This is a genomic window from Bacillus sp. AC266, from assembly GCF_979253805.1.
This window is the reverse complement of record NZ_CEEDEC010000006.1, coordinates 225,787-252,036: the sequence shown is the minus strand read 5'-3', so window position 1 is coordinate 252,036 and position 26,250 is coordinate 225,787. Positions and strand designations below refer to the sequence as shown.

33 protein-coding genes and 6 pseudogenes are annotated in these 26,250 nt (G+C 34.0%); 6 read left to right on the top strand and 33 right to left on the bottom strand.

Features of this window, described 5'->3' with window-relative positions:
• The first annotated feature begins 834 nt into the window (after positions 1-834).
• Entirely contained in the window at positions 835-1,302 is a 468-nt protein-coding gene (locus AC0IXC_RS23400; RefSeq protein ID WP_002088123.1) for a hypothetical protein, read from the top strand.
• A 411-nt stretch (positions 1,303-1,713) separates the two neighbouring features.
• Here the strand turns inward: AC0IXC_RS23400 and AC0IXC_RS23395 are convergent, their stop codons facing one another.
• From AC0IXC_RS23395 to AC0IXC_RS23340, 12 genes and pseudogenes are all read right to left on the bottom strand, one after another.
• Positions 1,714-1,995, bottom strand: coding sequence for a hypothetical protein (locus AC0IXC_RS23395; protein ID WP_326996901.1), 282 nt, complete (start codon positions 1,993-1,995; stop codon positions 1,714-1,716).
• Complete coding sequence (locus AC0IXC_RS23390; RefSeq protein ID WP_326996900.1) at positions 1,992-2,183, bottom strand: hypothetical protein; 192 nt, start codon at positions 2,181-2,183, stop codon at positions 1,992-1,994. The genes AC0IXC_RS23395 and AC0IXC_RS23390 overlap by 4 nt, the downstream gene beginning before the upstream one ends.
• A pseudogene (locus AC0IXC_RS23385) lies at positions 2,183-2,990 on the bottom strand (ATP-binding protein). Before AC0IXC_RS23385 ends, AC0IXC_RS23390 begins: the two are co-directional and overlap by 1 nt.
• A pseudogene (locus tag AC0IXC_RS23380) lies at positions 2,959-3,690 on the bottom strand (DnaD domain protein). The pseudogenes AC0IXC_RS23385 and AC0IXC_RS23380 overlap by 32 nt, the downstream one beginning before the upstream one ends.
• Positions 3,691-3,933, bottom strand: coding sequence for a hypothetical protein (locus tag AC0IXC_RS23375; RefSeq protein ID WP_341088142.1), 243 nt, complete (start codon positions 3,931-3,933; stop codon positions 3,691-3,693).
• Positions 3,934-4,107 carry a hypothetical protein gene (locus tag AC0IXC_RS23370; protein WP_341088141.1) on the bottom strand — a complete coding sequence of 58 codons (174 nt, stop codon included), beginning with the start codon at positions 4,105-4,107 and terminating at the stop codon, positions 3,934-3,936. It lies immediately after the preceding gene.
• Between the two features lie 13 nt (positions 4,108-4,120).
• On the bottom strand, positions 4,121-4,753 hold the full coding sequence (locus AC0IXC_RS23365; protein WP_326996896.1) for a Sak single strand annealing protein: 633 nt from the start codon (positions 4,751-4,753) through the stop codon (positions 4,121-4,123).
• Between the two features lie 17 nt (positions 4,754-4,770).
• Complete coding sequence (locus AC0IXC_RS23360) at positions 4,771-4,947, bottom strand: hypothetical protein (RefSeq protein WP_326996895.1); 177 nt, start codon at positions 4,945-4,947, stop codon at positions 4,771-4,773.
• A gap of 1 nt (position 4,948) precedes the next feature.
• Positions 4,949-5,149: a hypothetical protein gene (locus tag AC0IXC_RS23355; protein WP_341088138.1), complete on the bottom strand. Its 201-nt coding sequence runs from the start codon at positions 5,147-5,149 to the stop codon at positions 4,949-4,951.
• A gap of 459 nt (positions 5,150-5,608) precedes the next feature.
• Positions 5,609-5,797, bottom strand: a complete 189-nt coding sequence (locus AC0IXC_RS23350) for a hypothetical protein (protein ID WP_078205591.1) — start codon at positions 5,795-5,797, stop codon at positions 5,609-5,611.
• Positions 5,798-5,948: 151 nt separating this feature from the next.
• Positions 5,949-6,086: a hypothetical protein gene (locus AC0IXC_RS23345; RefSeq protein WP_193653584.1), complete on the bottom strand. Its 138-nt coding sequence runs from the start codon at positions 6,084-6,086 to the stop codon at positions 5,949-5,951.
• A 107-nt stretch (positions 6,087-6,193) separates the two neighbouring features.
• A pseudogene (locus tag AC0IXC_RS23340) lies at positions 6,194-6,283 on the bottom strand (phage antirepressor Ant); the annotation flags it as partial.
• Between the two features lie 64 nt (positions 6,284-6,347).
• On the opposite strand from AC0IXC_RS23340, the gene AC0IXC_RS23335 reads away from it, so the two are divergent.
• Complete coding sequence (locus tag AC0IXC_RS23335; protein ID WP_471653407.1) at positions 6,348-6,932, top strand: hypothetical protein; 585 nt, start codon at positions 6,348-6,350, stop codon at positions 6,930-6,932.
• Positions 6,933-7,191: 259 nt separating this feature from the next.
• Complete coding sequence (locus tag AC0IXC_RS23330) at positions 7,192-7,635, top strand: DUF5065 family protein (protein WP_326996892.1); 444 nt, start codon at positions 7,192-7,194, stop codon at positions 7,633-7,635.
• A 213-nt stretch (positions 7,636-7,848) separates the two neighbouring features.
• On the opposite strand, the gene AC0IXC_RS23325 is transcribed toward AC0IXC_RS23330, so the two are convergent.
• The 16 genes and pseudogenes from AC0IXC_RS23325 to AC0IXC_RS23250 all read right to left on the bottom strand — a co-directional run bounded on the left by AC0IXC_RS23325 (position 7,849) and on the right by AC0IXC_RS23250 (position 20,821).
• Entirely contained in the window at positions 7,849-8,145 is a 297-nt protein-coding gene (locus tag AC0IXC_RS23325; RefSeq protein ID WP_193653545.1) for an ArsR/SmtB family transcription factor, read from the bottom strand.
• A 102-nt stretch (positions 8,146-8,247) separates the two neighbouring features.
• Positions 8,248-8,955: an IS6 family transposase gene (locus AC0IXC_RS23320; RefSeq protein ID WP_471653406.1), complete on the bottom strand. Its 708-nt coding sequence runs from the start codon at positions 8,953-8,955 to the stop codon at positions 8,248-8,250.
• On the bottom strand, positions 8,912-9,124 hold the full coding sequence (locus AC0IXC_RS23315; RefSeq protein WP_471653405.1) for a hypothetical protein: 213 nt from the start codon (positions 9,122-9,124) through the stop codon (positions 8,912-8,914). The genes AC0IXC_RS23320 and AC0IXC_RS23315 overlap by 44 nt, the downstream gene beginning before the upstream one ends.
• A 749-nt stretch (positions 9,125-9,873) precedes the next feature.
• On the bottom strand, positions 9,874-10,446 hold the full coding sequence (locus tag AC0IXC_RS23310; RefSeq protein ID WP_471653404.1) for a tyrosine-type recombinase/integrase: 573 nt from the start codon (positions 10,444-10,446) through the stop codon (positions 9,874-9,876).
• Positions 10,447-10,992: 546 nt separating this feature from the next.
• Positions 10,993-11,562: a DUF2812 domain-containing protein gene (locus tag AC0IXC_RS23305; protein ID WP_061530225.1), complete on the bottom strand. Its 570-nt coding sequence runs from the start codon at positions 11,560-11,562 to the stop codon at positions 10,993-10,995.
• Positions 11,549-11,866: a PadR family transcriptional regulator gene (locus AC0IXC_RS23300; protein WP_000681019.1), complete on the bottom strand. Its 318-nt coding sequence runs from the start codon at positions 11,864-11,866 to the stop codon at positions 11,549-11,551. The genes AC0IXC_RS23305 and AC0IXC_RS23300 overlap by 14 nt, the downstream gene beginning before the upstream one ends.
• A 509-nt stretch (positions 11,867-12,375) precedes the next feature.
• Positions 12,376-12,621 (bottom strand): annotated as a pseudogene (locus tag AC0IXC_RS23295) (NUDIX hydrolase); the annotation flags it as partial.
• Positions 12,622-12,714: 93 nt separating this feature from the next.
• Positions 12,715-13,038, bottom strand: a complete 324-nt coding sequence (locus tag AC0IXC_RS23290) for a hypothetical protein (RefSeq protein WP_341088117.1) — start codon at positions 13,036-13,038, stop codon at positions 12,715-12,717.
• A 140-nt stretch (positions 13,039-13,178) separates the two neighbouring features.
• Entirely contained in the window at positions 13,179-13,502 is a 324-nt protein-coding gene (locus tag AC0IXC_RS23285) for a hypothetical protein (RefSeq protein WP_063218035.1), read from the bottom strand.
• A 20-nt stretch (positions 13,503-13,522) separates the two neighbouring features.
• Positions 13,523-13,794 (bottom strand): annotated as a pseudogene (locus AC0IXC_RS23280) (hypothetical protein); the annotation flags it as partial.
• Positions 13,795-13,803: 9 nt separating this feature from the next.
• Positions 13,804-14,127 (bottom strand): hypothetical protein, encoded by a 324-nt coding sequence (locus tag AC0IXC_RS23275; protein ID WP_341088112.1) that lies wholly within the window; start codon positions 14,125-14,127, stop codon positions 13,804-13,806.
• A 47-nt stretch (positions 14,128-14,174) separates the two neighbouring features.
• A complete protein-coding gene (locus AC0IXC_RS23270) occupies positions 14,175-17,003 on the bottom strand; it encodes an S-layer homology domain-containing protein (protein ID WP_471653403.1) in 2,829 nt (942 codons plus the stop codon).
• 819 nt (positions 17,004-17,822) lie between these two features.
• Complete coding sequence (locus tag AC0IXC_RS23265) at positions 17,823-18,047, bottom strand: hypothetical protein (RefSeq protein ID WP_471653402.1); 225 nt, start codon at positions 18,045-18,047, stop codon at positions 17,823-17,825.
• A gap of 229 nt (positions 18,048-18,276) precedes the next feature.
• Positions 18,277-18,876: a YdeI/OmpD-associated family protein gene (locus tag AC0IXC_RS23260; RefSeq protein WP_341088106.1), complete on the bottom strand. Its 600-nt coding sequence runs from the start codon at positions 18,874-18,876 to the stop codon at positions 18,277-18,279.
• The gene (locus AC0IXC_RS23255; RefSeq protein ID WP_327804700.1) at positions 18,852-19,793 is read right to left on the bottom strand and encodes an alpha/beta fold hydrolase; all 942 of its coding nucleotides are present in this window, start codon (positions 19,791-19,793) and stop codon (positions 18,852-18,854) included. Before AC0IXC_RS23255 ends, AC0IXC_RS23260 begins: the two co-directional genes overlap by 25 nt.
• Positions 19,794-19,891: 98 nt before the next feature.
• Positions 19,892-20,821, bottom strand: a complete 930-nt coding sequence (locus AC0IXC_RS23250; RefSeq protein WP_262720332.1) for a helix-turn-helix transcriptional regulator — start codon at positions 20,819-20,821, stop codon at positions 19,892-19,894.
• A gap of 314 nt (positions 20,822-21,135) precedes the next feature.
• On the opposite strand from AC0IXC_RS23250, the gene AC0IXC_RS23245 reads away from it, so the two are divergent.
• A complete protein-coding gene (locus AC0IXC_RS23245; RefSeq protein ID WP_341088165.1) occupies positions 21,136-21,345 on the top strand; it encodes a hypothetical protein in 210 nt (69 codons plus the stop codon).
• Positions 21,346-21,412: 67 nt separating this feature from the next.
• On the opposite strand, the gene AC0IXC_RS23240 is transcribed toward AC0IXC_RS23245, so the two are convergent.
• The 5 genes from AC0IXC_RS23240 to AC0IXC_RS23220 form a co-directional block, all read right to left on the bottom strand.
• Positions 21,413-21,646 (bottom strand): YuzF family protein, encoded by a 234-nt coding sequence (locus AC0IXC_RS23240; protein WP_471653401.1) that lies wholly within the window; start codon positions 21,644-21,646, stop codon positions 21,413-21,415.
• A 238-nt stretch (positions 21,647-21,884) separates the two neighbouring features.
• Positions 21,885-22,118, bottom strand: coding sequence for a hypothetical protein (locus AC0IXC_RS23235; protein ID WP_085309725.1), 234 nt, complete (start codon positions 22,116-22,118; stop codon positions 21,885-21,887).
• A 287-nt stretch (positions 22,119-22,405) separates the two neighbouring features.
• Positions 22,406-22,552, bottom strand: coding sequence for a BC1881 family protein (locus AC0IXC_RS23230; RefSeq protein ID WP_471653400.1), 147 nt, complete (start codon positions 22,550-22,552; stop codon positions 22,406-22,408).
• A gap of 546 nt (positions 22,553-23,098) precedes the next feature.
• On the bottom strand, positions 23,099-23,560 hold the full coding sequence (locus AC0IXC_RS23225; RefSeq protein ID WP_002166152.1) for a CarD family transcriptional regulator: 462 nt from the start codon (positions 23,558-23,560) through the stop codon (positions 23,099-23,101).
• Between the two features lie 195 nt (positions 23,561-23,755).
• A complete protein-coding gene (locus AC0IXC_RS23220) occupies positions 23,756-24,664 on the bottom strand; it encodes an acyl-ACP desaturase (protein WP_471653399.1) in 909 nt (302 codons plus the stop codon).
• Positions 24,665-25,128: 464 nt separating this feature from the next.
• Between AC0IXC_RS23220 and AC0IXC_RS23215 the strand changes: the two genes are divergently transcribed.
• Together AC0IXC_RS23215 and AC0IXC_RS23210 are read left to right on the top strand one after the other, a co-directional pair.
• Positions 25,129-25,428 (top strand): hypothetical protein, encoded by a 300-nt coding sequence (locus AC0IXC_RS23215; RefSeq protein WP_471653398.1) that lies wholly within the window; start codon positions 25,129-25,131, stop codon positions 25,426-25,428.
• A gap of 512 nt (positions 25,429-25,940) precedes the next feature.
• Positions 25,941-26,156, top strand: a pseudogene (locus tag AC0IXC_RS23210) (hypothetical protein); the annotation flags it as partial.
• Positions 26,157-26,250 lie beyond the last annotated feature (94 nt).

Genomic DNA, 26,250 nt, shown 5'->3' with positions numbered 1-26,250 from the left:
GTGTAACCGTGCTAATCGAGACTTCCTTCAAGACTGAGCAGTTAGCTTTTGCTAGCTGCTCTTTTTGAGTTTGTCCGAATAAAATTCTAAATTCTGTCCAATACTATAAATGGGCTGATACAGCTTGAATTCACAGTGACCTCTGTAATTTTCTTTTTCCCTTTCTCTGAGGGCTAAGCAGTTAGCTTTTGCTAGCTGTTCTTTTGTTTTCACCATTTAAGCAGGGTTAGAATATATTAAATTCTACCTTTCTTTATAACGTGAGCTGGCCACTTACGCTATTTTTACAAAGGGCACTAATTGATAGTGCTCTTTTTAGTTTTTTTTACAAAATGAAATTTTTATTAAGTTCACTTCCGTATAACTTTTCCAATATTGTTTACACTACAACTGTAACTTAAAGTTACACATCATTACTTGTAGGGCCTAATTTCTTTTGTACAACAAGTAGTTAGTTAATTGAGCTAGCTGCTTTGTTGTGCTAAATCTAGTTTTTATTAGGTATTTGCACCTCAATGAATAACTCACATATATTATCATGTGTGCCACACTACTCTCTGAGGGCCCAACTTACTGAGAGCACTACTTGAAGGTGCTCTTTTTAGTTTCTTCTGAATAAATCCCCAATTTCTGTACATACTTTGAATACGCCAATCTGTAACAATTGATTTTCCTCCAAAATGGGGCAGTTAGCTTTTGCTGACTGTTCTTTTGTTTGAAATTAAAATAGCGTTTTTGTTTAAAACCATCCTTATTTTTAGCTATAGTCTTACTAACACTTTTGTGTTAAAATCCTCTAGAATATTAATCTTTATATTATTTTTTGGAGGATTTATGAATAATCAAAACAACAATGAAACAAACAACATCAGTAGACTATTGGCAATTTTTCTAATAGTATCACCACTGTTAATACCTATTGTGCTCCCTACAGCTATAATTGTAGGAATGAAACAATGGATGCCTGATGACGTTGAATATCCAAGTATAATATCACTATTGACATTATGTATTGGATTTTTCATAGTAGGAATCATCTTCTCTTTAGTATTACGAGTATTCAAATTATCTGAGGAAAAGCTAAAAGAATTAGGTTTCTTAGGGTTTACAATTTCAATTGTTAGTACCTTCCTGACGATGTATGTCGGATATTTTTGGCTAGCTAATCTTAATTTTACAACTGTGAAATTAACACCTCATGCTGTATTGATTTTTGCTATTTTATCTACGGTTCTTCTAGAGGCTATCTTTAAATTAATCGATAAATTTGATACCTCCGATGAAAGAGAATCAATAAATTAAAATTCAGCACCCCTTATCCAAGAGCACATACTCAAATGTGCTCTCTTTTATTTACTTATTAAAATAGCGTTTTTGTTCAAAATGACACCCCATTCATTTGGACACATTTACCAGTATTTTTACCAAAAAATTCATGATATCGTTAATTAGTCGAGTACGTCATTACTTGACGATTACCCTTAGGAGCCCCGCAGACAATCGGGGTTTCTTTTATTTAAATAAGGATTTTGTTTAGTTTTTCTTATGCCTAAGAATCTCTTTGACATGACATACTAACTGCTCACGATCCATCTTTGTATAACCTTTTATTTTGTTATGTCTACAAACTGATTTGAGTTGTTTCATTGGCCATTATTCTACTGGTGAAATACTAACGATTACAGTTTGGTCATTCATATCCATTCCCCTTTCTTAATCCAGATCCATGATCTCCGCTAACGTCCTTGTACTTACAACCGTTTTAATAATTTGAATTCTCCCATGTCTTGCTATGGCATCATTCTTTGCATCTTCTTCATTTTCCGCTTCAAACCAATCTATTTTTTGCTTTTCATCTTGGTCAAAGAAGTGAACTTCAAATGTAGGCGTTATAGCGTTATGGCTATTACTACGCAGAAATTGTTCGGAAGTACTGGTTGCTGTATAGTCAAAGCTTCCTATAACATCCTCAAAAGAGAGTTGACCGCTTCTCATGCCACAACGCCTTGTTTCTCTTCCTGCTGCATACGATGAATTTCCATTAACCTCGCTATAACGGCATGACGCTTTCTATCGACTTCTTCAGGTGTTTGATTCCCTGCCGCGCAAATACATGGTGCGATTTGATAACAGCCATTCCCCATATCGTTTCTAATTACTCCCGTTCCTTCACATGCACACATTAAGAAGCACCTCCGAATTTTTGTAGTCGCTGTTTAGCAATCTCTCTTCTATAACTCGTTGCTTTGTTTTCAACTGTTAAACTTGTTTCTACCATCCGATCATAGGAACGTTTTCCTACCTGTTCTTGAAGTTCCTTCGGTTTCAAGTTACCTGTATAAAGTGTCGGTAGTTCTTTTCTATATCGACCATCTATAATATCGAAAATCTTTTCTTCTACCCATTCCGTCGCTTTCTCCGCTCCGATATCATCTAGAATGAGTAAGTCGCATTCCAGAAGCGCTCGCATGATTTGTGATTCACTTTCCTTGTTATCGTTATTGAACGTGCTACGAATACGTTGTAATAGCTCTGGTACGCTTTGGAATACAGTGATAAACCCTTTGTTTGTTAACTCATTCGCAATAGCTGCTGCTAAGTGAGTCTTGCCATTACCAGGATCTCCCCAAATCATTAGTGATTCGCCATTCCATTCTTCAAATGTCTTTACATAGTGAGTAGCAATCTTATGAGCCGTTTCGGATCCATTTCTTTCTAAAAATGATTCAAATGTACTCTTAGCAAAGCGATCACCTAAATTATTAATACTGAACAACTTTTCGATTTCTCTTTTCTTAGCGAAGTTTTGATATTCTCGTACTTTCGCTTCTTCTCGCTCGACCACACATTCACAAGTAGGAAGGACCTTGTTTTTTGATTCGTAACGTTGGTACCTCAACTACAATTGCTTTAATGAAGGTATTGCAGTGTTTACATGTATACCCTTCTGTTTCCTCATCACAAGCCGATGTATTCAAAATCTGAGTCATCACTCTTCCTACTGCTTCCATTTGGCTTCGCCCCTTTTTTACGTTGGTATTCTGATTCTAAAGCTTCTACCTCACTTAAAGTCTTCACATTGCTGTTAGTCCATTGTTTTAAAATCCCCTCAGCATAGTTCCATTTCTTCTGCTGTTTTAATGCTCGTTCCATAGCTGCTTTCACAACTTCTTCACTAGTATCGCTTGACCATTGGGTAATGCTATCTGCTACAAATGGATTTAGAATCCCAAAGTTATTTTCATAGAATGAGAAGACGTTACTACTACTTTATTTATCAGTATTTAGTTTATTAGTACTTAGTTCTTTAGTACTTAGTAGCGTTGGATTTTCCATAAATGGATTTCCCACTTGTGGAATTTCCATATGTGGTTTTTCCATAAGTGGATTTTCCGTTTGTGGTACTTCATATATGATTGTTTCCCAATTAGTTATCTTTCCTTTTTCGTTTTTTACAGGAAACCGTTTAACATACCCATGTTCTTTTAATTCTTTCATTCCAGCTCTTAAACTATCAATTCCGTCCTTAGCGTGATTCGCGACTTCCTCCATATAGAAAACCCAGTCATCTGGCAAAGAAAGTATGTAGGCTAAAATTCCTTTTGCTTTCCAAGTTAAACGTTCATCTTTAAGTCCTGTGTTATTAATTGTTGTGTAGTTTTTATCTTTGCTTACTCTAAAAGTTGCCAATTAGTTCACCTTCTTCATTTCCGTTTCATAGAAGCAATCTGTTTCATCGATTTCACCAGTTTTATAAATGCTATCTGTATTGACGACTCTGCGTACTGGATAAACACACTCGTATCCGTCTTTCGCCATTTTGTATACTCTTATTCCAATTGTCGTTTTATCTGGATCGCATAAATACTTGTTTTTATTTTTCTTGCTTGGAATTAAAAACTTATATCGTTTTGGTCTGTATACCGTTTCCATTTACATCTCCCTTTCGCATATCGCAATATCGCCTTTAACACTTAATATTCTGTAACCTAGATAGCGATCAGGAGTGATGTACTCAATCGCCTTTACTTTCGCTTCTTTTTCATTTCGCGCGCCCTTCCATACCCATGAAGGAAGGACGACTTTTGATTGATTTTTATCTAACATAGGCTTTCACTCCTTAATTTGTTTGCTCTACCTCTTCAACCGTTTCCTTTGCTTTGGCTTCAGCTACTTCTTTTTCAGCTTGTTTAACCCACTTTGTTGATTTCTTAAGTATTTCCTCGGCTTGCTTCAACGTTAATTCAGCAACTTCGTTGATGCTTAAGTGTCCTTTAATCGCGTCTTCGTCCACTTTCCGAAGAGTAGCTAATTTTTTTATGTTTAATTTGATTGCACCGACCTGTTGAGCGGTAATCATTGGCTCTTGAACCTCTGGTAAGTCTTCGCCTGCATAGATATATAATCCCAATCCGTGAAGCGCTATAGCCTTTACTAAGCAACGTTGAATACTCGTGTTGATATCGAAACTATTTGGTTCTGCGATCGGTTTATTTTGATTGTTAAGTATTGGGTGAATCTGACTTAGTGGTAATCCCTGTAAAGTTACTTCAACTTCTACAAAGTAACCGCAATCCGTTTTAAGGTAAGGTACTCCATCGAATCGCTTTACTTCCCACGTTGCTGTTAGATCTACTTCACGAAGCTTTTTAACTGCCCACGCCCATGATAAGTAGTTAAAGCGCCCTTTCTTTTCAACATGTTCCGTGCAATCTATCTGAGCTAATTTAGAAAAGTAATTTTCAGTTGTCATATGAATCTCCCTCTCTTTTAAAATGGTGATATTTCCGTTTGTTTACTAGCTTCATGCACTTCCGTAAGCGCCTGTAATCCATATTCATAAGCTACAACCATCGATGCAGCGTTAGGTTCATTACTTTGCTTGTATCGTTCAACCAAGCTCTTCATAATTTGAATTTCAGCTTCAATTTTGTTTTGTAGGCCCATATCATTCACCTGCCACTTTCGCTATCGAGCTTTCTTTTACGAATTGTTTAATACAATCAGCTTCTGCATGGATTGGATCTCCATTGCAATCAAGATAACTCTCACCGTAATAAATCTCTCCGCCACAGCCTTGGCAATAATCCATACAATCATTTGTTGCTGAATTATGAGCGTTTCCAATCAACATTCCGTTTTCTAACATTTCTCATTCCTCCTTGTTTTTAGGAGAAAACATTTGATATAATGTAAGTGAGTCATTACAAATGTGTTTTCTCCAAACCGTCCTAGGCATAGGGCGGTTTTTTATTTTCTCAATGGAAATTAATGAATAATTCTGTTAATATTTAATTACCGATATGTGTAACAACCTGCCTGTACTTCTGTACGGGCTTTTTATTATGCTAGTTTTTAACTAGCGGATACATTTTTCCCACCCTTTCTCGATGCTTTCACGCATCGGAATATCCAGGAACCTATTTACTAGGTGGGGAATACCATTATACCCCTGAATATTCTGACAAACGAAAGCTTGTCCATTGTTCATAATTCCGTAACACATATACACGAGTTCCTGTGTTAGACTAAGGTCATTCGAAGAAGTCATTCGTTATTAATAGAATCAACAATTCTTAATACCCCATCCCCTGCCCTAGCTCCCCTGCTAGGGCTTTTTGTTTTCTCTCGACTCTTTTTGGATTTCTAAAAGAGCATGGAACGTATTTCTTTTAATCGTTTCCAACAATCGAAAAGCTTCATGAGCTGTATAACCTTCTTCTTCAACTAATCTTGTAAGACCAGTGATTATTAGTTGTTGACCGAAACTATCTAGATTTAATTCATCTTTACTCATTTTTCACTCCCCTTTGTTCATAATTTCGTAACATCTATATATAAAGTTTTTATAAATTATGTGTTACACTTTGTACATTCCAAGAAGTCCTTATGGAATCGACAACTCAATACCCTTAGTTATTACCCTGCATCCCCTGTAGGGTTTTTTCTTATTTAGCTAGAGTGATATACTTGTATGTTTCCTCAACCTTATCTGCGCTGTTATGTACTCCTCTAGCTCTTAAATCCTTTATGATCCACAAGATTTTCTTTCGTTCGTATTCATCACGCTGCTGTTTATTCATCATCTTCCATCCATCCTGCTTTCTTTGCTGCAGCATCTATTCGATGCACTAAGTATGCCGATAAACATATAGCTATCGCGACAATTATCAAAGATAGTGAGCTTTCCATCCTAAACCGCCTCCTGTTCCAGTTCTTTCTTCAGTCGGTCTATGATGTAAGCTTGTCCTTTTGGCGTTACGTATGTTGTTGTCCATGTGAAAAAAGGATTTATGAGCTTATTAATAGCTACTACGTGTCTTATATTTACTGGTTGTTCAGCAGATATGAAAGTTGTAGAAGAAGATGCTACGGAGAAATTACAAGATAGCAAGTTGTCGCCGTATATTGAAGAGACTATTTACAAGGCCGGTAATAGGAATAAAGATGAAACCTCAGTAAACATTAAAATAAATGTAGATGAAGGATTCTCTGACTTAGAAAAAGTAGAGAAATACGAGGTAATGAGTGACGCTATTGCGAAATTGGTGGGGTCCTCTAATCTAATCAAATGTGGAGATGACAACTATTGTATTTACGACAATATACAGATTTCTTATGATAATAACAACTACAAAATGAGTGTTATTGATAAAGAATTAGTTATTAATGATAACGAAAGGTACACAAAGTCAGATTACAAGTCTGATATGGATCAAGTAAACAAAATAGATCCGTCTGAAAAATATAAGGGGAATTACAACTCAGTTCCTTCTTCTTCAACAGGGCAAGGACAATCATCCACAAATGCCCCTAAAAAGGACTCAGCTAACTATGATGCTAATGGTAATTATAAACCCGTTGACCAGATGAAACCTGAGGAAATCAAAAAAGAGTTAGAAGGAATGCTGGAGGAATCTTTAAAAAGGTAGTTTGAACAAAATATAGATTTGAATCATATTTCTCAATGAATACAATAACTTAACGTGGTAAAATATTATTGGGATGGAAGTCCAATACATATTATTAAAATTGAAGTGGTTCAAGTCGGAGGAAGGCACCTTAGGGTGTCTTTTTTGTGTTTATGGATTTTTTAGAAAATATTTGAAATATAATACAATCAATTATATTATTATATTTGTATGACTTCTGTTTTTGGATAATTATGAAAATTAATAGAGGGAAACAATAATGAAATTAGGAAAATTAGCATTAATTGGGGCGTTAACATTTAGCGGGTTTACTGCAATAGAAATGATTAAGCCTACCTCACAAGTTGCTGCAGCTTACTCAGATCCATTTAATGATGATTGGGGATTTAAAACCATTGTGGATCTGGAAAGTTCCGTGGAAAGTACATATCAACCTGATTGGAAGATTGGGGATTTAATAACTGGTGATACATTTTACTTAACGCAGCACTTTGGTAGAGAACATTTTGGTGCGCAAATGAAAATTTTTAAAGTCCACACAAATGGTACCCTAGAACGATTCCAAACAATAGAACCAGAATTTCTTCCTGGAACAGAAATTTGGCAAACTTCTATCACAGATAGCTATACAAGTGGTACTTATGTAGCTGCAATTAAATATCGTGGTGAATTCACGTATTCAAATCAATTTACAATCAATTAAGGATGTAATAAATTAGAAATAGGCACTCAAAAGAGTGCTTTTACTATTTCTCAATACTCGAAATTATTTAACGTGGTAAAATAATAATTGGATTGGCATCCAATACCATATTACGATGGTTCAAATCGCAGGAAGGCACCTTAGGGTGTCTTTTCTTTATGTTATTTTTTTATTTATAAAGTGTTTGAATTCAAAAAATACATAGATTAGAACTTAATATAATAATCCTAATAAATCGATAATCTCAATAATTTTCTTATCTTCTACTCTACAATAAAGCCTTGTACCCTTGCGCTCACTAATTACCATATTACCTTTAGTTAGTTTGCGTACATGTTGTAAAGTCATAGGTTCCGAAATATGCGTCGCAGCACTCAACTGAGAAACTGTCAAAGTCCCACTTACAATCAATTCACGTACAATTAATAAACGACTTAAACTGCCTAATAACTCTAAGATTTCAGCACCACTTTCATAATTACTAGGATCCATATTGAAATCGCCCGACATACTATTCATCTCCCTAATATCAATACAAATATTAAATAGGGTTCTGGTGCAAAAATAAAATAAAAGAGAATAAAGCGCATATATTCCTAACGGAATCGTATCTTATACTGCAAGTCCAAACAATTGATGGATGAATTCTTTCTGATTTTGGACAGATTGGTCCCGTAAATCAAGCTGTTCTTTTTTAATCATATGCATGGCTTCTACTCCAGAAAGAATGGATGTAGCTGTTTCAAAACATTTGAACCCTAGCATAGAACGGATTCGCTTCTTTATAAAGCGATGATCTTGTTCTACTATGTTATTCAAGTACTTTTGTTGTCTAAGTTGCATACCATCAGGTATGCTTTTTTCTTTTTTTAACTGTTCAATTGCTATAGGATAAGCCGGGTTCTTATCGACTGTTATAACACGTGGCTTTGAAACATGAAAAGACCGCAAAGCTTTCTTGAAAAAGCGCTTTGCAGCCTTTTGGTCTCTTGTTTTGTTTAGGAAAAAATCAATTGTGTTTCCTTTCGAATCAACAGCACGATACAGATACATCCATTGACCTTTTACTTTGATATATGTTTCATCGACTCTCCAAGAGTCATTTGTTTGTTTGAGGTGACGGCGGATTCGTTTTTCCAATTCAGGACCATACTGATGAACCCAACGCATAATCGTTGTATGAGAAATGGATAAACCCCGTTCTTCTAGCATTTCCACCAAATCACGAAAACTGAGGTTGTACCGTAGGTACCATCTTACCGTTAACAAAATAATATCAGGCTGATAATGCTTCCATTTGAATACATTTTCCTTTTCCATACCAATCACGCACCCTTTTTAAAGTAATAGTAACAGTATGTCCAAGATTTATAGATTCATTGCAATTGTCCTTAAGTTTTTGCACCAAAACCTCCAATCCTTTAATTAAGGAAGCATTACTTATAAACTTGGTTTTATTTTGTTTTATTTTCAATAATCCTGTATTCATTGTTTTTTTTTCATTATTTTCCATAGTAGATAATTTAATAATTATTCCTCGCTTCTTTAATTGGTATAAATAAACAATAATCCTAAAATGAGGATAATTCAATATTTTCTTTGTAAAGTAATGTGTTATGTATAATAGTGTTCTATACATAACATTAGGGTTTCAAGCGCAAAATTCTTAAAGTAACTGTAGGGTACAGGGGGTATCGCCAGCATTTTTGAAAAACCCCCACGCTAAGAATGGTTCTGTTGCAAGGTTTTTAAAATTGAGCTTAAATTTTGCAACAAAACCTACAAGTTCCCCCCTCAGCCTCCCGAAAAAAGGGAGGAAATGATTTGTAAAATACGGATTCATGATGTACCATACTAGATATTTGGTAGGTGACGTGCCTCTTCTGTCTATATTCTCGTCACCAATCTTCTATATTGCTTGTTGGCATCGTATTATAAAAGATCCTTAATCCTTTGAACTGTACCCATGAATCATGGACACTTAAAAAAAGCCCCATGATTCGGGGGTTTTGTGTATTTTTATCAAAAAACCCTCGTTATAATGGAACCAACGATTGAAATGAGGTACGGAGAATGAGTAAAATTATTTTTAATGAAATTCAATGGAGAAGTCATTATGGGAGCGAATATGATATTTGTAATTGTCTTCCAAGTTGTACAGGTGCATATTATAACTAACCTCAAAAGAGGATTGTATATCATAATACAATCCTCTTTTAGTCCACACCCACATCTTAGTTAAATCCGGAATGTATCTAGTACATTATCTTTTTCTTCTTTATTAATACCGATGTATCGTAGTGTAATTTGTGGTGTACTATGATTCAATATTTCTTGTAACATAGCAATATCCTTTGTTTGCTTGTAAAACCAATATCCAAACGTTTTACGCATGGTATGGGTACCTAAAGATTCGACTCCGGCAAAATCCCCGGCTTTTTGTAACTGTCGATAGGCTTGAATTTTACTAATGGCTTTATCCCCTTTTCGAGAAGGAAATAACCAGGTACTTTTTAGATCTTCAGCGTATGGAAGTACTTCCTCAAAAATGGATGTAATATTTATGATACGCTCCTTTTTTGTCTTTCCTTCTTTCACTTTAAATTCTTTCCGTTTTTTTCGCTTCAGTTTTAAAATTTCACTCGTTTCCATTTTAAGTAAATCACTTACACGTAACCCCGTATTAATACCAATTAAAAATAAAATGTAATCACGATCTGAACAATGACGTTTAAGAGACCATTTCATGTCTTCGAGCTGTTCTTTGCTTCGAATTGGCTGTACATCAATTAAATGTTGCTTTTTATCCATCTGTTTTTCAATCCCTTTGTTTTCAGTGATTTGAATGTATACTTTTTTTGTTTTTATAATATCAATGAAATCAGATGGAAGTCAATGTTTAAGGGGAAATGAAAGTAAACTTTTGGTTTTCAAAACATTTATAGCTAATTTTGTAATAAATTTCTCAATATTGATATAGATATTAAATATGGGTTTTATATCTAAAATTAACAAAAAATATAATATCATAAAAATTAAGATAGTTTGTGTCACTTGTTTTTCCCTTATCTTTTTTTATTTGTAAATTTTTGATATAAAAAAGGAATCCTTATAAGAGGTATCTCCAGCATTTTGGAAAAACCCCACGCTAAGTGTTGGTTTGTAATAAAGTTTGATCAAAAGCATGCTACAAAAATTGATTTTTCAACAGAAGAAACCCAAACATTTTGAAAAAAGTTTAATCAAAATGCTTGGGTTATTTGTTGCTAGTGAATAATTTTTTATAAAAAGTTTAATCATTTTTCTACCTGTGTTTACTCCACAATCGCGCCCGATTCTGGAAGATTTTAAAAACGTTTATTTTTCTTTTAACATTGAATACTTTCGATAAGTTTTATAGAAATTGATACCCAAAAAAACAAACAGAAGTGTGGAAGACAATTTCAAAAGGACAAATGGAGTTTCAAATAAAAATGCCTTCCAAAATAATGAACCTTTCATACTCCAAAGACCTTCATGATATAATCCCGAATCCTTGTAAAACATATAAGAATAAGCTAAACACAGCATAACCAACCAAAATGAATAATTCATTAATTTTTTATAATGATTATCCTTTGATTGGCGATCCGAGAAGATTTCATTTTGATCATCATCTTCTTTTTGCCAATACCGTATTCCACTAAGCCAGGGCCCTTTTATATAGTTCCAACCGAAATCCTCATATATCCCTTTGTATTCAACCAACTTTTTCTTAGGTAAATAATCTTGATAATCAAGTCGTATAACATATCTCTTGTCAGTTTTTTCGAAAGTGTATATTCCTAATCCACTAATATTTGTACAACGATAGCCTTTTTGTAATTGCTCGTTCAGCCATTGCTCCTCTTTTTCAATATCAAAAAACATCTTACTAAATTTCTTCATTCGATTCACTTCCTTCGTACAGGGATAAAATATGCAATAACCTGTTTTGTTCCATTTTCAAAATGTCGCTTCCTTCTGCAGTTATCATATAAACTTTTCTTCGACCTAACTCTCCAACAGGTTCAATCCAACCATGCTTATTCAAGTTTTCAATCGCACCGTATAATGTACCAGCTGCTAAAATAACAGTACCGTTACTTATCTTTTCTATCTTCTGCATTACGGCATAGCCATGGAGTGGCTCACGCATAGCTAGTAAAATATAATGCATGGTTTCAGACAACGGTAATAATTTATGTTTCATATCCTCATCCTTTACTCAGTTCGACTATATAGTTCAACTTAATAACAATTTAATACAGTTCAACTGAATAGTCAACAACTTTTTCAAAATTAGTCAAATGAACTTAAAGTAAATAGCTTGATAACAAGGAGAAAATCAATCTAAAAAGTTACTTTCCTTACGTAAGGTAAAGTGACTTTTTTGTAGTCTTATTCAATTAAATGGCCTTTTAGTGGAGTAACTTTATTGCCGCCCAACAGTTCCTTAATCCGCCTTTCAGTTCAGATTTTCTTTTCACTATAAAAACATCCCTTTAGATAAACAGATCCAAAGGGACAAAACATCGCGTCTTTTTTATAAACACCGTGACTTTATTTAAAAGCGACACTAAGCAAAAAATACAATAAGCTGTCCATATGGACAGCTTATTTACATAATTACCGAAAGTGGAAGTTTAAAAGTTTTTAGTTTCTTTCTCAATTAAAGCGTCCGTTAGTTAAAGATTATGGATAATTAATTTGAAGGTGTTTTTATTTAAATACACCTTTTCTTTTGGAAAGCCAATCTTCTAAGGCATCTTCGTGTAGTTTTGTGAATAATTTCGGTATTTGGTCTATTGGGAAGTATTTTAAATCTAAAGTTTCAATACCATCTACAGTAAGTTCCCCATCAATTGGTTTGCATTGAAAACAATGAACGATAGTCTGAGCTTTATCTCCGTTCGGAAACTCACCAAAATATTTAGAGTAGACACCTATAAGATGTTCAACTTCAAGGGGTACGGAAACGATTCGAGGTATGAGGGGCCACTCTGGAAAAGTATTTAATAATAAAAATCGTAGGAAATGATAATTCCTACGATTTTTTGATTAGAATTCTCTAATATTAATTGCAAAATGTGGTTTGAATCTCACTTCAATTGCTTTTTTCTCTTCATAGCACTGAATATGGAGTATTTCATTGCGAGTATAGACTCTTTCTACAACTTCCATATTAACGTCAAATACACATCCTTCATTATAAGAAAGACTTAATTTAATTGTATTTTCATAAACTGACATAATCATTATTAATTTAAATCCTAAGTGATCCATTTTACGATACAGATATACACCTGCACCTTCAATTAAAAAGTCTTCTGGTTCACTCTCAAATAGCTCTAATAACTCATACTTATCATATTTTATGTTCAATTTTTAACCTACTTTCTGCAATTAATGGTACTAATCTCCATATTTTCATGTCCCATTTTTTATAGAATGTGAATATGTATGGTGTTTTAAATTTTAAACATAAAATAAAAAGGATCAAGAAAATGACCCTTTTTATTATTTTAAAATTTAGTTTGTAATGAAAAATTTGGTTTAAAAGAAATTTGTAATAGTTGTTTTTCGCTTTCATCGTAAACTTTCAAAGTATTTTCCGAAGTTTTTATTCTATTTACATTAACCACTACAATATCGTAAATAAGTGATTTTAAGTTCTCATGCGTCAATTCAAGGCTTACATAGTTTTCATAAACAGATATAAATAATTCCAAGGTATATCCTGACGTATCTGTTGAGTTGTAACTATATATACTTGCATCAGCATCTATCACCGTATGTTCATTACAGAAAATCTCTAATAATTCCAATTCATCATAAATAATTCCCATTGCGATGGCTCCTTTTATCCTTAATAAGGGACAACGGTTACTACATCACCTTTACCATTAGTAATGACTCTAGCGTCGCGTCCAGTATGTTCCCATGAATCAGGTTTATTTCCAGGTTTTTTTGTCCCATTTTTAATTATATCCTCTACTACAGAAGGTGTAATACCTCTAGGATCCACAAATTCTTTAAATTTCTGTGTACCAGGTACAAGCCCTCTAATTCAGCGCGTACTTGTATTGTATCGGGAGCCATTCTTTCTAAAGCATGCTCAGAATATTTACAATCATTGATTTTAAGTTTTTAAAACTCATTTATTGTAACTGTAAAATATGGTTTGAATTTTACTTTGATTTTTTTCTTTTCTTCTGTACCTAGAATGTATAGTGAATCATTACGAGTATATATCTCTTTCACCGATTCCATCTTGGTTTCTATGATACGTTTGTCTTCGTATAGCATTATCAATTCAACTGTTGCATCATAATAGAACATATTCATAACCAGTTCAAATCCTAGTTTATCGATTTTACTATATCTATACGCACCCGCACCTGGAATATAATAATCTTCTGGTTCACTCTCGAAAATTTCTAATAACTCGTACTTATCATGTTTAATATCCAATATTCCTCAACCCTTTTTATCATAGATTATTTACTATACTATTCATTCTATTCTTTTGTATTTGCGGGAACAGCTGTGATAACATCACCTTTATCATTTATAACTACGTAGCCATCTTCTCTAACATATTTCCAAGTACCAGGATTTTCTCCTGGTTTACGAGTACCAGTTTTTATAATATCTTCAACTACATTTGGAGTCATTCCCCGAGGATCAACTTTTTTTAATTCCTCCATGTATTTATCTGATCCGAATGTATACCCTTTTCTTTCAGCTCTCTCACGTGCACGTTTTGTAAGTTCCGCTCGAACTTGAACTGTGTCAGGTGCCATTCTTTCAAGCGCATGTTCAGTATACTTACGCCCATTAATGACTCCGCCGCCTCTTGGCATGCTCCAACCAATCTCTTCCGTTACCTTTGATACTTTTCCTAATTCCTTCGCTTTTTGTTCTAACTCACCATATTTACCGAATACACGTCCAATAACTTTAGGAGCCCCACCAAAAACAGTAGAAACGGTTCCCCATACATAGTCATTTTTGTCATACTCTCTATCAGTGAAATATTCTTTGCCGTTAATGAGTTGTAGCCCTTGTTTGATTTGCCCAATAACTGGCATGAAATCAAGTGACATCGATCCAAGTTCATTTGTACGCTTCTGTTCTGCCAAAAACTCTTCCATTTTTTCAGGTGGTACACCAAAATCTTTGAGGCGAGTAGATAAACCATCCATGTTTCCAACATTTTTAGCTATATTAGACGTATCTATTTTATAGCCTGAAATCTTATTAGCAGAGTCCATAATGTTATTGGCAGCATCTAATCCAGACATCATATCTGTATGTAGTGTTGGAAATGCTTGTTGGGCTTCTGCAACATGCGTTGAGACACTATTAATTAGTCCATCAGCCATTACTGCTTGTTTATGAAGTGATGCCCCAGCTTTTTGTACAGAATCTCCAAACTTATGGAAACTTTGATTTACTACGCGTAAATCACTGGCCATTTGTTTATATTCAGGTAGTCTGTTTTTGAATCCTTCCTGCATGGCAGTAAGTTGCTGTCCATAGTCGCGAACACCGTCTGCAAATTTTTCTATTTCACCTTTTGGTAATGTGCCAACCCATTTTTCTGCTGGTTCGATAAACACCTTATTAATTGAGAGCGAGTAAGCTGTTGTCATGTCCATAAACATTATCATGGCATCTGTTCCTGCATCTACAGTATCTACAAACCAATCCAACATTTGCTTTTTATAGGCTGTCATACTATTTTTATAATCCGTTAAACCATTCACATAGTTTTGAAGGTTAGCTTTATCCTGCTGTACTAAATATTTACCTTCTTGAATTTGTTGAATAATATTACCTGAATCCTGATTCGCTTTATCGATAATCATAACACTATCTTTTAGTAGCATTAATTTATGGATTTTCCCAAAATCCTCATTCATCATCTCTAAAGTTGCGATAGTAGAATTGTATTTTTCTCTTACAGCTGGATCAGCTTCTTTTTCATAAATCTTATCTACAGTATTCTTCAATTCAGATTTTTTTAGTGTCGTTAGTAATTGAGAGACACTTTGTGCGAATTCACTTGATTCAACTAAAGCCGCATCATAATTTTTAGTTTCTTTTGCTTTTTTATAGCGTTCGGAATATTTTTTTACTAACTCAGTACTCGTTTTTAAATCATCAATATCTTGACGAATCGTATCTATTTTATTAGACAAGGATTGATCAAACACGACTGCAAATAATTTTTGCACAACGTATGTTTGACCATTGTAGTTCACCTTAAACCATAGAGGACCGTCTTCCCCTACTACTTCAAGAATTTCATCGTTTCTAACTTTTATTGGGTCAAATCCCCTTACAACTGTTCTGGATTTGTAGATATTTTGATCGAGGGATTGGATTGTTATCCACCCTTTTACCATTTTACCTGTTCTATCAAATTGGAATTGTTTTCCTTTGTAGGTTACATCGCCTTTTTGAATAACACCGTTATCGTCTGCATAATACCAATGGGTAGTTTGAGAGAACCATCCTTTTTGTGCAGCTCCACTTACCTTATCAAAATAGTAGTCTTTTCCGTCTACAGTATTCCATCCCGAAGCTAGATTACCATTTTTATCGAAGAGATATGTATCATCCCCTGAACGCAACAATCCAGTATGTTTCACGCCTGGTTTGTCATAATAGTATTTCTTTTCTCCATCTACAACCCAGCCAACCGCGTCATTATTTTTTATACCTGATGTTGCCATAATTGTCCTATATAAGAACATAGAAAATTGCTCTCTTGTGACAATTCCATTTGGATTAAAATTGCCGTCCCCAGTGCCATTTGTTATTTTGTTCCCAGCTAATATTTTGACATATTCGTTGGCCCAGTGACCTTTCATATCCGTAAATTCAAAATTCCCTTGCGGTTTTAAATCGAATGTTCTGACGAGCACAGTAGCCATTTCAGCACGCGTCATATTATTTTTCGGATTGAATTGTTTCTCTACATTTACGCTAAATATGCCTCGTGCAGTAAGTGCCAAAATTTCTCTTTTAAAATTACTGTCACCAATATCAACGAATGGATTATTTGTACTATCTTGCGGTTTTAAATATCGATACAGAAAAGCAGCAAGATGTTCGCGAGTAATAGGATCCGTAGCACCGAAATATCCATTTCCGTATCCTGTTATAATCTTATTCTCAGCCATATACATCATTTCTTTATATGCCCAGTGGGTTTTAGGAACGTCAATAAAAGATGATGAATTCGCTTGACCATTTTGTTCTGCATACGCTGTTCCTACTGTACTGAATAATAAAATACATACCACAGAACTTAAAAATAATTTCTTAATTGTATTCATAATAGATCTCCTATTCAATTTTATAAAAATATAATTGCAAAATCAGCACTTATTTTATCCTTCATTTACGGCGTTTTATATAATTATCAAATTTCTATTCATACTGATATTTCGCATAAGGACAACCTAAGTCATTCTGTCTAAACAATAATTAATTTATAAGATGTTTCATTTTTTAAATGTAGTAGCCCGTTTATGGAACCTTCTTAATATACAGTAAAACCAAGTTTTTTAATTTGAAAATCCCTTAGTGTAAAATTCGCATTATGTTGACGAGATCCATAATAATACCAATCTCCTTTCTCTTTGACGCGGCCTATTTGATTTAAAACTTCGACTTCCTCTGTAAACATTGGTGCATAGGTAGAAAATAATTAAAATAATGATAATATAAGTCCTATGATTTTCTTCATACTCGCATCTCCTTATCAATTCGTAAAAAACTTTTTAATTATATATTAGATTTCATTACTATTAAAATAAAAAAATATAAATATGCACAATTGCATATTTACCTTCTCGATAGAGTGTACCCTATTGAGAAGAAATCCTTTCCTTGATATTATTAGTTGTCACTTTAGGAGGTAAATTGCGCTTATTTTAAGTGTTATTTTGCACTATAAGTAAATATAAAAAACCCCAATTTTTCGCATTAAAATTGAGATAATTGGGATTTTATTATTACTCCGGAAAAGCGCCCTATTCCTGAATAAGCTACAATCCCTATACAGAATTGTGCCCAATTATAGAATAACAACCTACAATGTTTTCGAATTGCTCATTAGTATTCCATTAGTTGTTAATGCCACTCAAACATAATTAAAAACTAAAAAGAGCCAGCACAATAATTAACAAAGATCCTATTATAAGAAACTTTCCCAAACCATTTTTTCCTTTCATTTTATATTCTTCAATTCCCATAATTGCAAAGAGAATTCCAAGCAATAAAGATGATATTGGACCATATGAAAAATCCTTTGTCATTAATCCGTACATTGAAATCGCTACTATAATTAAAGCAAGCATTACTTTAATAATTTTCAACTTAGTTCTCCCTCAATTGAAGACAGACTTTAGTTTATTATTTCATAATTTTTTATATTTTAATATTAATCCCTAATTATAATGTGTATTGTTATACCACAATCTGGCCTATAAAAAAAAAGACACCCATTTTCTACATGAGTGTCTTAATTGAAATTAAAGTTTAATTTCAAAAGTATTATGCAGTACCTAAAATCCTTTTAACGATTCCTTCGTTATCTATCTTTCCTTATTTTGTAATATTTCTATTGTTTTTTTGCAATATTGGAATTTTTAGCCCTTCTTCAGATAAAGCGACCAATATTCCAAGCCTTCTTAATCGTGTTTCTTCTTTCTTGGCGCTCATTACCCACCAGATAGAATCTCTTTTATAGGATGGTGATAAATTAGTGAAGAATAGCCAGGCTGTTTGATTTGCCTTGATTTGTTCTTCATATTCTTTGGCAAGTTCCACGTTTCTTTGTTCAGAGGAATAGCCTTGTGCATCGGTTCTGTTGTTAAAGACGTGCATTCCTTCTGGTCTCATCTTTCCAAGCTGTATTAGTGCTTGTACCTTCTTTACGTTCACAGCACTCCATACACTATTTACTTTGCGCGGAGTAAAGAGAATCTTATAGCTTTGTTTATCCATGGTTTTTCGTATACCGTCAATCCACCCAAAACAAAGAGCGGCATCTACTGATGAAGACCAAGTAAGGCTTGCACGCCCTGTACTTATCCCGAAAAAGCCCACCCAAATTTCACTAGCTTCAGCATGGTGTTCTTCTAACCAATCGTTAAACTCTTCTTGGTTGTTGAAAAAAATTACATCTCCCATTGTTCCAGCCATTTTAAAATCGCTTGGTTTGTTTCTTCCGGCTTTTCTTCCTGGATCCAATGACCGCAATCCAGATTGACCACTTCCACATTGGGCACGAACTCCGTTAGTTTTTCAAACTTCGGGATCACATCCCGGTCGCCATAGATCATAAGTGCAGGCTGTTTGATGATTGGGTTCACGTCCGCCAATAAGCGCCAGTTGCGGTCAAGGTTCCTGTACCAATTTATACTTGCCGTGAAGCCTGATGATTTGAAGGCGGAGACGAAAACGGCCAGTTCGCTGTCGCTCATTATGGGTTCACCGAGTGGTGTTTCTGCTCTGGCAAGATTAATCATCGCCATACCTGGCTGAGGCGCTCTGGGTGGCTCGTTCTTCCGGTAAATGTTACGAAGGAACTGGAAGGTATTTTCTTCTAATACGGCGTCTGCGATACCCGGCTGTCGATTGAAGTGGACAAAATAGTAGTCGCCGCCAAGTATTTCTTCCATGAACTCGATCCAGGGTCTTCCTCCGCGCTCTTGGTAAGGCATGCTCAGATTTATCACTTTATTTACACGGTTTGGATGCAATAAGGTCAGCCACCAAACGACCATTGCACCCCAATCATGACCGACAAAGGTGGCATCTTCGTATTCGTAGTGATCAAGAAGTGCGATGAGATCACCCGACAAGTGTTCAATGTCATAGTCTGTTACTTCGCTCGGACGGGATGAGTTGCCATAACCCCGTTGGTTTGGGACGATGACATGGTAGCCCGCTGCGACAAGGGCGGGCACCTGATGGCGCCAAGAAAAGGCATGCTCTGGCCAGCCATGACAGAGTACAATAGGTTTCCCTAAATTTTGTCGGCCTGCTTCAAAGACTTCGAGTTCCACACCGTTGACTGAAATAAGGGTAGGATTGGGAAAATCAGTTTTATTAATCATCATATTACCTCCTATTACTAACTGTACTAAAAGACTGTTACAGTTAGCATAGTAGCATCGTGGTGTGACACTAGCATGTCAGGTTTGAAAAAAAAATTTTATTGATATTTTTCATGCATCGATTTTATTCTAGATGCAACAGCTTGGCGTACCCTTTCAGGACCTAACACTTCGACGTGTTCGCCAAAACTGAATATCAATGCGAAATACAATTCCTTCTCTGGAAATTGTGCAGTCACAATCAGTTCACCTGTGTTCAGAATTTCAATATTTTCTTTGTCAAAAATATCTTCAACTCGGGACCTCACCTGAGGTACGAATTTTAATGTAATGCTGGTTAAAGAGACCTGCTTCTTTGATGCCTCTTCAATTTCTTGATATGACTTTTCCCTACGCTTGAATAGTACATCTTCAATCTGCAAGTCAATAATGCGTGAAATCCTGAATACCCTGAAATTTGTTTTTAAGTGACAATAGCCAAACAGGTACCATGTATAACCTTTGAAGATTAATGACATCGGTTCTATCTGCCTTGTACTTGTTTCGTTTGCATAGTTTCTATATATAATTGTAATCAATTGTGATTGAGTGATAGCATTCCGGATGTTTTTGACCAGCTCTTTTTGTTTTGAGGTGTATGCCCAGGGCTGCATACCAATTATGATTTGCTCCATATGCAGGTCAAGATGATGAGTTTTATCCTGTGGAATAATATTTCGCAGTTTTTCTATGGATGATTCAAGCTCAACATCCTCAAATGTTGAGTTAACACCTTCAAGTGCTGAAAGTATGGAACACAAATTGTTTAGTGTCAGCAACTGATGGTTTAATTTATAATTCTCCCTAATACCAAAACCGCCATTATTCCCAGGGTATGATATAACTGGAATACCAGTCATATTAATAGCTTCAATGTCTCTGTAAATCGTTCGAACTGAAACTTCAAACTTTTCCGCAAGTTCTTTTGCCGATATTCGACTTCTATTAAGTAATATAACAATGATTGTCAGCATACGTTCTATTTTCATATTCATCTCCTTAATATATGTTTGGCATATTCTAGAGTATAATGTATATTTATCAAAGCACTTTTTAACATATCATGCTTATGATCGCTGAATGTCTTGATGTCACGGTAATATTTATAGTTTATTTATTATATTGCTACTATCTTTTTTATCCATTACATCCAAATAAAATTTAGCTAGTTCCATCTAAAATAGCATCTAAATAATGAATGTCAAGAAGAGTTTAGAAGAAATTTATTTGAACAATAAATTATACACTACAGTTTACTGTAGTGTTAGATAGAGTAAAAATATTATAACTAATCTTCCGCAATCTGGCCCGATTGCTGAACAAAGTTAAAAGAGCGCACATATTATTATTTGTTCCAAAACTCGTAGAGAAGATGGATATGATGATCAGTTTAGTTACTACTTACATGGCTATTGAATCAGAATCTATGAAAGAATTAAAAGAGCTTCAGGAAGAAATTATTCATGCGCAAGCATATATTCAAAAACGAAAATTTGAAGAAACACAGAGATAAAACCCTGTGTTTTTATTTGGTCGTCTATGACGCTAATCTGTTATAAATCTAATTAGATGTAATTTGATTATTGTTTTGGCATAATCCATACAATTTGTTGAATGCGTACAATATACGGTACCGTATCTTCAATGAGTAAATGATCGGGTTTCACATCCTTTAACTTTCCTCTTACATTACCTCTTACAGTTTCAATAACCACATGTTTACCAATTACCGATTGTAATGTCTCATATACGTAGGGATTAGGTACACTTACCATATTTTGTTCACTAAAGTCATTTCCCTCCAAATAACTCATTCTATAAGACTCCTTTCTAACTTACATTCTTTCTCTTAATATATGATATAAATCTTATAAATATGCTAGAAGGATAAATCATTATGTGAACGAAAATAACATTTTAATAAGGTACGTTTTCTATTTCTAAATTGCTAAAAAATTATTTATATAAGGTCACTTTTACTAGTTAATAGGTGATGATATCGGGATACTTTGCATGTACATCCAGGTTGTTCCTTTCAAGATATGTATCATTTTAAATACGCCCTTTATTAGAATACTGCTCATACTTTTTTTGAGATTCTTTAGTAATACGTGCGTTAAGTAAAATTGCTAACAACAAAAACACTCCATATGTTCCCCCTGTAGCTCCTATGATAATTACACTACTACAAACAAGTACAATTAATAGGAGAAACGAAACTAAATAAATACGTTCATAGTTCTTTGACATCTTCTCGTATTTTATGCGTTCTTTCCTTGCATCCATCTAAATTCCTCCTTTACACTATCCATTTCACTATCAAATAAATCTCGCCCTTAAAAAGGAAACAATATCTCGTTTTAAATAATTAGTTTGTTTTTTTATCAACTAATTCATATAACGTAAAAAGAAATCCTACCAATATTAAGCTTTCCACCATGATAATCCCGCCCCTCTCCTTTCTTTTAACCCCAACACATCAGATAAAAATTATGTATATCCCATATTAGCTGCAGCAAACAAAAAGGATCCTCCCTTCTTTTAAAGGCTGATCCTTTTCTTCGTGCATTCAACTATTCTTGATTAATTAGAATAACAGCTGGTCCCTCTACACGAATTCCACCAACTTCGATTTTTTCATAAGGCTCAACTGTAATAGAAATGACCCCTTCCCGCTTCTTTAATTCATTACTTAATTCTTTTGTTAACGTTTTTTTCATGTGTGCACTCCTTCTTACTGCTTAATTTATTATTGTTATGTAAATGAAATTTAAAATGGTTTCCTGGTCCGGAAACCATTTTTTGTAGTTGACCATATGGTGTTACCAGTTTGCTTATCAATTTTACGTAAAGAAGATAAACAATTACTATTCACTGTCTCAGTAGATGTAAGAAATTCTTAAAGATAGCGGTGAGATTGATTGTTTTTTCTTCTAGAAATAATGACTTAGATAGTATATTACCTAAAACAATGAAAGCCCTACCTCTCTTTCATCCTTACGGCTCCTTGTCCGTGCCAGTGTGAATCAGGATTGCAAAAATCAAGTTACTATTTAATCGAGTTATTTGATGAAACTTCGAACGTTCGTAAAAGAAATTTAAAAATAAAAATGGATTAGATTGAAGTAATAACAAAAGAGGTTCCTACTCTAAAAGTGAGTTAAAGAAGTTGAATGTCTTTGAAATGATTTACTTTTAATAATCATCATATTCCCGAAAAATTCAGGATATTTTCGGGGGATGTAATACATTATCTATAATGAATCTTAACAGAAACTTTTTATTTGATTTTCAGTGATTCCTTTAATTAATCCTAGTTCACTAATCAAAAATTCATGTGCGTTATCCAACATTTTTTTTTCGCTTGTATTAAGTGCCTTTTCTTTCTTCATACGCATTAAATCACGTACAACTTCAGCACCTTCTTGTATTTCACCCGTTTTTATTTTGTCCGTGTTCACTTTATACCTTTGTTTCCACGGCAATAATTTATCTGATTCTCCATGCTGAAAAATTTGTATAATGTGTTTTAATGCAAGTATATCAGTAACTGGGCGTATACTCGAACTTAATATTTTCCCCATAGGAATCATGACTTGCATATTACTGATCGACATTTTTATAACATAATACTGTTGTTTTTTTCCTGAGAATTCTTTTTCTTCTATGGCTTCAATTATACCTGCTCCGTGCATTGGATAAACAATGTTATCGCCAATTTGAAACATATAATCCACCTCCATATATGGTAACCTTCTCAACTTTAACATATATGTTATTTTTTATCAAATATTTTATAATATCATAAAATTGTTTTTATCGTCAACTACTTTTTTGACAAAAATTAAATTAAGTAAAAAACACCCCAAAAACAATAGGGAGTGTGTCAGATTCCCCCGCTTATATTCAGAAATCTCTACTCATTAACGTAGATCAGTTTTCCCTTGAAAACGACCAAATCGATCCCGTATTTTTTTCAATCTTGTGTGGTATTCCAAAATCTCAATTCTTGCTTTTTCAGCTAAAGGTGCAATTGGTCGTAAGTCTTTTAACCCCCAATAATCAACCACTACATCAAGTACTTGATCAAAATATTGTAGTGGTCCATAATTCGCTTCTTTTGCAATCACAGCCATTCTATTTTCAAAATCAGACATGACGGCACCTGGCATTTTAAAATTCTTAATCACATTGGCAATATGATAGCAATAATTAGGTTCCAATTCCAAATGTGTTCGAATGACGTCTCGATAAAACGCATAATGAAGAGTTTCATCTTTTGCAAGACGGCGTAATAATGTAGCAAGATCTGGATCGTGCTTACTTGCAACCTTAGCTACATTATTGTAAAACACCATCGTTGCAAGTTCTTGTAGCGTCGTATACGTCATTGCTTCGATTGGTGTATGAAAATCAGGCTCAAATCCACCCTCAACGACTGACTTTCTTAATTCATGTATTCGTTTAGGGTTCACACTTCGTGTGAGTAGTAAATATGTCTCCAATAAATTCGAATGTTGATCCTCTTCTGAGGTCCAAGTATGAATAAAGTCTGTAATAACAGAAAGGGATCCTTTAAAAGTCGCAGATAAATACGTTGTAAACCATGGTAAATTCACTTCTGTTAATAAAGCTGTTTCGATGGCCGTAATTACACCAGAAGGAAGAGTAACTTGACTTTCATCCCAAGGAACTCTTTTAAAGTCCATTCCCTTATCCCACGGTAAAAACTCATGATAACCCCAGTCTATCTTCTGCGCTCTTATTTTATGTTGTTCATACAGTTCTTTTAAACGTGGTTCTAATCGGAAATCTAAATCATTTGTTAGCATCTATAAGTGCCCCCTTTTCTTATCATATAAATAGTCATTCTATTTTTACTCTTAAAATTTTCTACAAATAAATAGTACGTTCCTTTTTTAAAGTCAAACATAATAAATTTGTAACAAAATTCTTTAAGAGCGCTGTGTTTTTATATGATTTTTTCATATAAAAAGGGATACTGAGGATAACATTCATGGATGAAGATACTCGTCATGTTGTAAATCTTGGTGAGTGTAAAAAGGTGCATGCCTATAAAGAATCGTTTTATAATAAAGATTGATAGTGTTTTATACACACTAACAACTTATTTAGACGTAAGATCCAATATATTAGATTAAGCGCTTGAAAAACAAATACAGTTGATGAGATAGCCTTAAACGACAATTCCCAACAAGAACAATGTACATTGGCTATGATGAGTTAGACCGATTTTGTGAAACAGTATACAACACAAAGGGAAGAGGCGATAAACATGCAGTCAACGGAAGCGCATATGAAGGAAAAACAACGTAGAGAAAAAATAGAAATAATATTCAGTCACACGGTAAAAGGAGAGAGTTATTTTCACGGTTCTTCTTATAAATGGAAAAACATTGTATATCAAAATTATAATAGAATACAACAAAAAGAGTTGAAAATTGAACAAATCATTTCGGAAATGGAAAAAGAAGGGGTTCGTTTTGCGCAGCATCGTTCCCTCATACACTATCCCGTCATTGATTTTGTAAAATATATAGCTAAGATATCTAAAGAAACCCTCGAAATAAAATAATCATATTTAAAGGAAACCTTTATAAAATGTTTATTTTCGAAGCTTTGTTAACTAAAAGCCCAAAACTCATTCTATTATTCTTTTTATTCACAATACTATTCGTTTTGGTTATAATAACAACCATAACGTATTCTAGTCGTTTGTATATCTTCAGATTTTGTGAATTTTATTACACAAAAAGACAACCCTTAATTGGAGTTGTCTTTTATTTTTTCTTGATATACATAATACTGTTCTGATGCAAAAACTCCAAGAGTCTTACAACCAGAGAAAAAGTAGGATTTCTCATAGGAGAGATGCTACTTTTTTCTCTCATAGTCCTTCATTATTTTATAAAACGTATTTTTCTGTAGCTCTAACATTTTCGTAAATATAATAGCTGTTATTTCCCCCCTTTTCCATTTAGAATAAGTTTCTTCTATATTAATTATGATAATAGGTGGTTTTAATGCTACTGTTGGTTCAACCTTACTTATTTTGCGGTCTATGACAACTACCCTGTCACTATCCCATTTAGTAAGAAAGAAGATTTAGAGAAAGCTAAGAAGTACTATGATGAGCTAGGAAAATCAGCTCCAATACTATTCTTTCATGTATACGCTAAAGGTGATTTCCTTTCACAGATAAATGGTGATATAAAAAATAAAGAGTTTAATAAAAATAAAGAAGTTATGGATAAAACAATTAATCAGGTTAATGAATCTGCTTTTATTTTTTGGAAAATATGATGAAATTGTATTTGAATAGAAGTCCAATACATATTATTAAAAGTAAAGTGGTTCAAGTCGGAGGAAGGCACCTTAGGGTGTCTTTTCTTTATAA

Bases quoted from the DNA above. Each gene is read 5' to 3' on its own strand.
- AC0IXC_RS23400 (WP_002088123.1), top strand. From the start codon at position 835: ATGAATAATCAAAACAACAATGAAACAAACAACATCAGTAGACTATTG.
- AC0IXC_RS23395 (WP_326996901.1), bottom strand. From the start codon at position 1,995: ATGAGAAGCGGTCAACTCTCTTTTGAGGATGTTATAGGAAGCTTTGAC.
- AC0IXC_RS23390 (WP_326996900.1), bottom strand. From the start codon at position 2,183: ATGTGTGCATGTGAAGGAACGGGAGTAATTAGAAACGATATGGGGAAT.
- AC0IXC_RS23375 (WP_341088142.1), bottom strand. From the start codon at position 3,933: ATGGAAACGGTATACAGACCAAAACGATATAAGTTTTTAATTCCAAGC.
- AC0IXC_RS23370 (WP_341088141.1), bottom strand. From the start codon at position 4,107: ATGTTAGATAAAAATCAATCAAAAGTCGTCCTTCCTTCATGGGTATGG.
- AC0IXC_RS23365 (WP_326996896.1), bottom strand. From the start codon at position 4,753: ATGACAACTGAAAATTACTTTTCTAAATTAGCTCAGATAGATTGCACG.
- AC0IXC_RS23360 (WP_326996895.1), bottom strand. From the start codon at position 4,947: ATGGGCCTACAAAACAAAATTGAAGCTGAAATTCAAATTATGAAGAGC.
- AC0IXC_RS23355 (WP_341088138.1), bottom strand. From the start codon at position 5,149: ATGTTAGAAAACGGAATGTTGATTGGAAACGCTCATAATTCAGCAACA.
- AC0IXC_RS23350 (WP_078205591.1), bottom strand. From the start codon at position 5,797: ATGAGTAAAGATGAATTAAATCTAGATAGTTTCGGTCAACAACTAATA.
- AC0IXC_RS23345 (WP_193653584.1), bottom strand. From the start codon at position 6,086: ATGATGAATAAACAGCAGCGTGATGAATACGAACGAAAGAAAATCTTG.
- AC0IXC_RS23335 (WP_471653407.1), top strand. From the start codon at position 6,348: ATGAAAGTTGTAGAAGAAGATGCTACGGAGAAATTACAAGATAGCAAG.
- AC0IXC_RS23330 (WP_326996892.1), top strand. From the start codon at position 7,192: ATGAAATTAGGAAAATTAGCATTAATTGGGGCGTTAACATTTAGCGGG.
- AC0IXC_RS23325 (WP_193653545.1), bottom strand. From the start codon at position 8,145: ATGTCGGGCGATTTCAATATGGATCCTAGTAATTATGAAAGTGGTGCT.
- AC0IXC_RS23320 (WP_471653406.1), bottom strand. From the start codon at position 8,955: ATGGAAAAGGAAAATGTATTCAAATGGAAGCATTATCAGCCTGATATT.
- AC0IXC_RS23315 (WP_471653405.1), bottom strand. From the start codon at position 9,124: ATGAATACAGGATTATTGAAAATAAAACAAAATAAAACCAAGTTTATA.
- AC0IXC_RS23310 (WP_471653404.1), bottom strand. From the start codon at position 10,446: ATGGATAAAAAGCAACATTTAATTGATGTACAGCCAATTCGAAGCAAA.
- AC0IXC_RS23305 (WP_061530225.1), bottom strand. From the start codon at position 11,562: ATGAAGAAATTTAGTAAGATGTTTTTTGATATTGAAAAAGAGGAGCAA.
- AC0IXC_RS23300 (WP_000681019.1), bottom strand. From the start codon at position 11,866: ATGAAACATAAATTATTACCGTTGTCTGAAACCATGCATTATATTTTA.
- AC0IXC_RS23285 (WP_063218035.1), bottom strand. From the start codon at position 13,502: ATGGGAATTATTTATGATGAATTGGAATTATTAGAGATTTTCTGTAAT.
- AC0IXC_RS23270 (WP_471653403.1), bottom strand. From the start codon at position 17,003: ATGAATACAATTAAGAAATTATTTTTAAGTTCTGTGGTATGTATTTTA.
- AC0IXC_RS23260 (WP_341088106.1), bottom strand. From the start codon at position 18,876: ATGGCTGGAACAATGGGAGATGTAATTTTTTTCAACAACCAAGAAGAG.
- AC0IXC_RS23255 (WP_327804700.1), bottom strand. From the start codon at position 19,793: ATGATTAATAAAACTGATTTTCCCAATCCTACCCTTATTTCAGTCAAC.
- AC0IXC_RS23250 (WP_262720332.1), bottom strand. From the start codon at position 20,821: ATGAAAATAGAACGTATGCTGACAATCATTGTTATATTACTTAATAGA.
- AC0IXC_RS23240 (WP_471653401.1), bottom strand. From the start codon at position 21,646: ATGAGTTATTTGGAGGGAAATGACTTTAGTGAACAAAATATGGTAAGT.
- AC0IXC_RS23235 (WP_085309725.1), bottom strand. From the start codon at position 22,118: ATGGATGCAAGGAAAGAACGCATAAAATACGAGAAGATGTCAAAGAAC.
- AC0IXC_RS23230 (WP_471653400.1), bottom strand. From the start codon at position 22,552: ATGAAAAAAACGTTAACAAAAGAATTAAGTAATGAATTAAAGAAGCGG.
- AC0IXC_RS23225 (WP_002166152.1), bottom strand. From the start codon at position 23,560: ATGTTTCAAATTGGCGATAACATTGTTTATCCAATGCACGGAGCAGGT.
- AC0IXC_RS23220 (WP_471653399.1), bottom strand. From the start codon at position 24,664: ATGCTAACAAATGATTTAGATTTCCGATTAGAACCACGTTTAAAAGAA.
- AC0IXC_RS23215 (WP_471653398.1), top strand. From the start codon at position 25,129: ATGCAGTCAACGGAAGCGCATATGAAGGAAAAACAACGTAGAGAAAAA.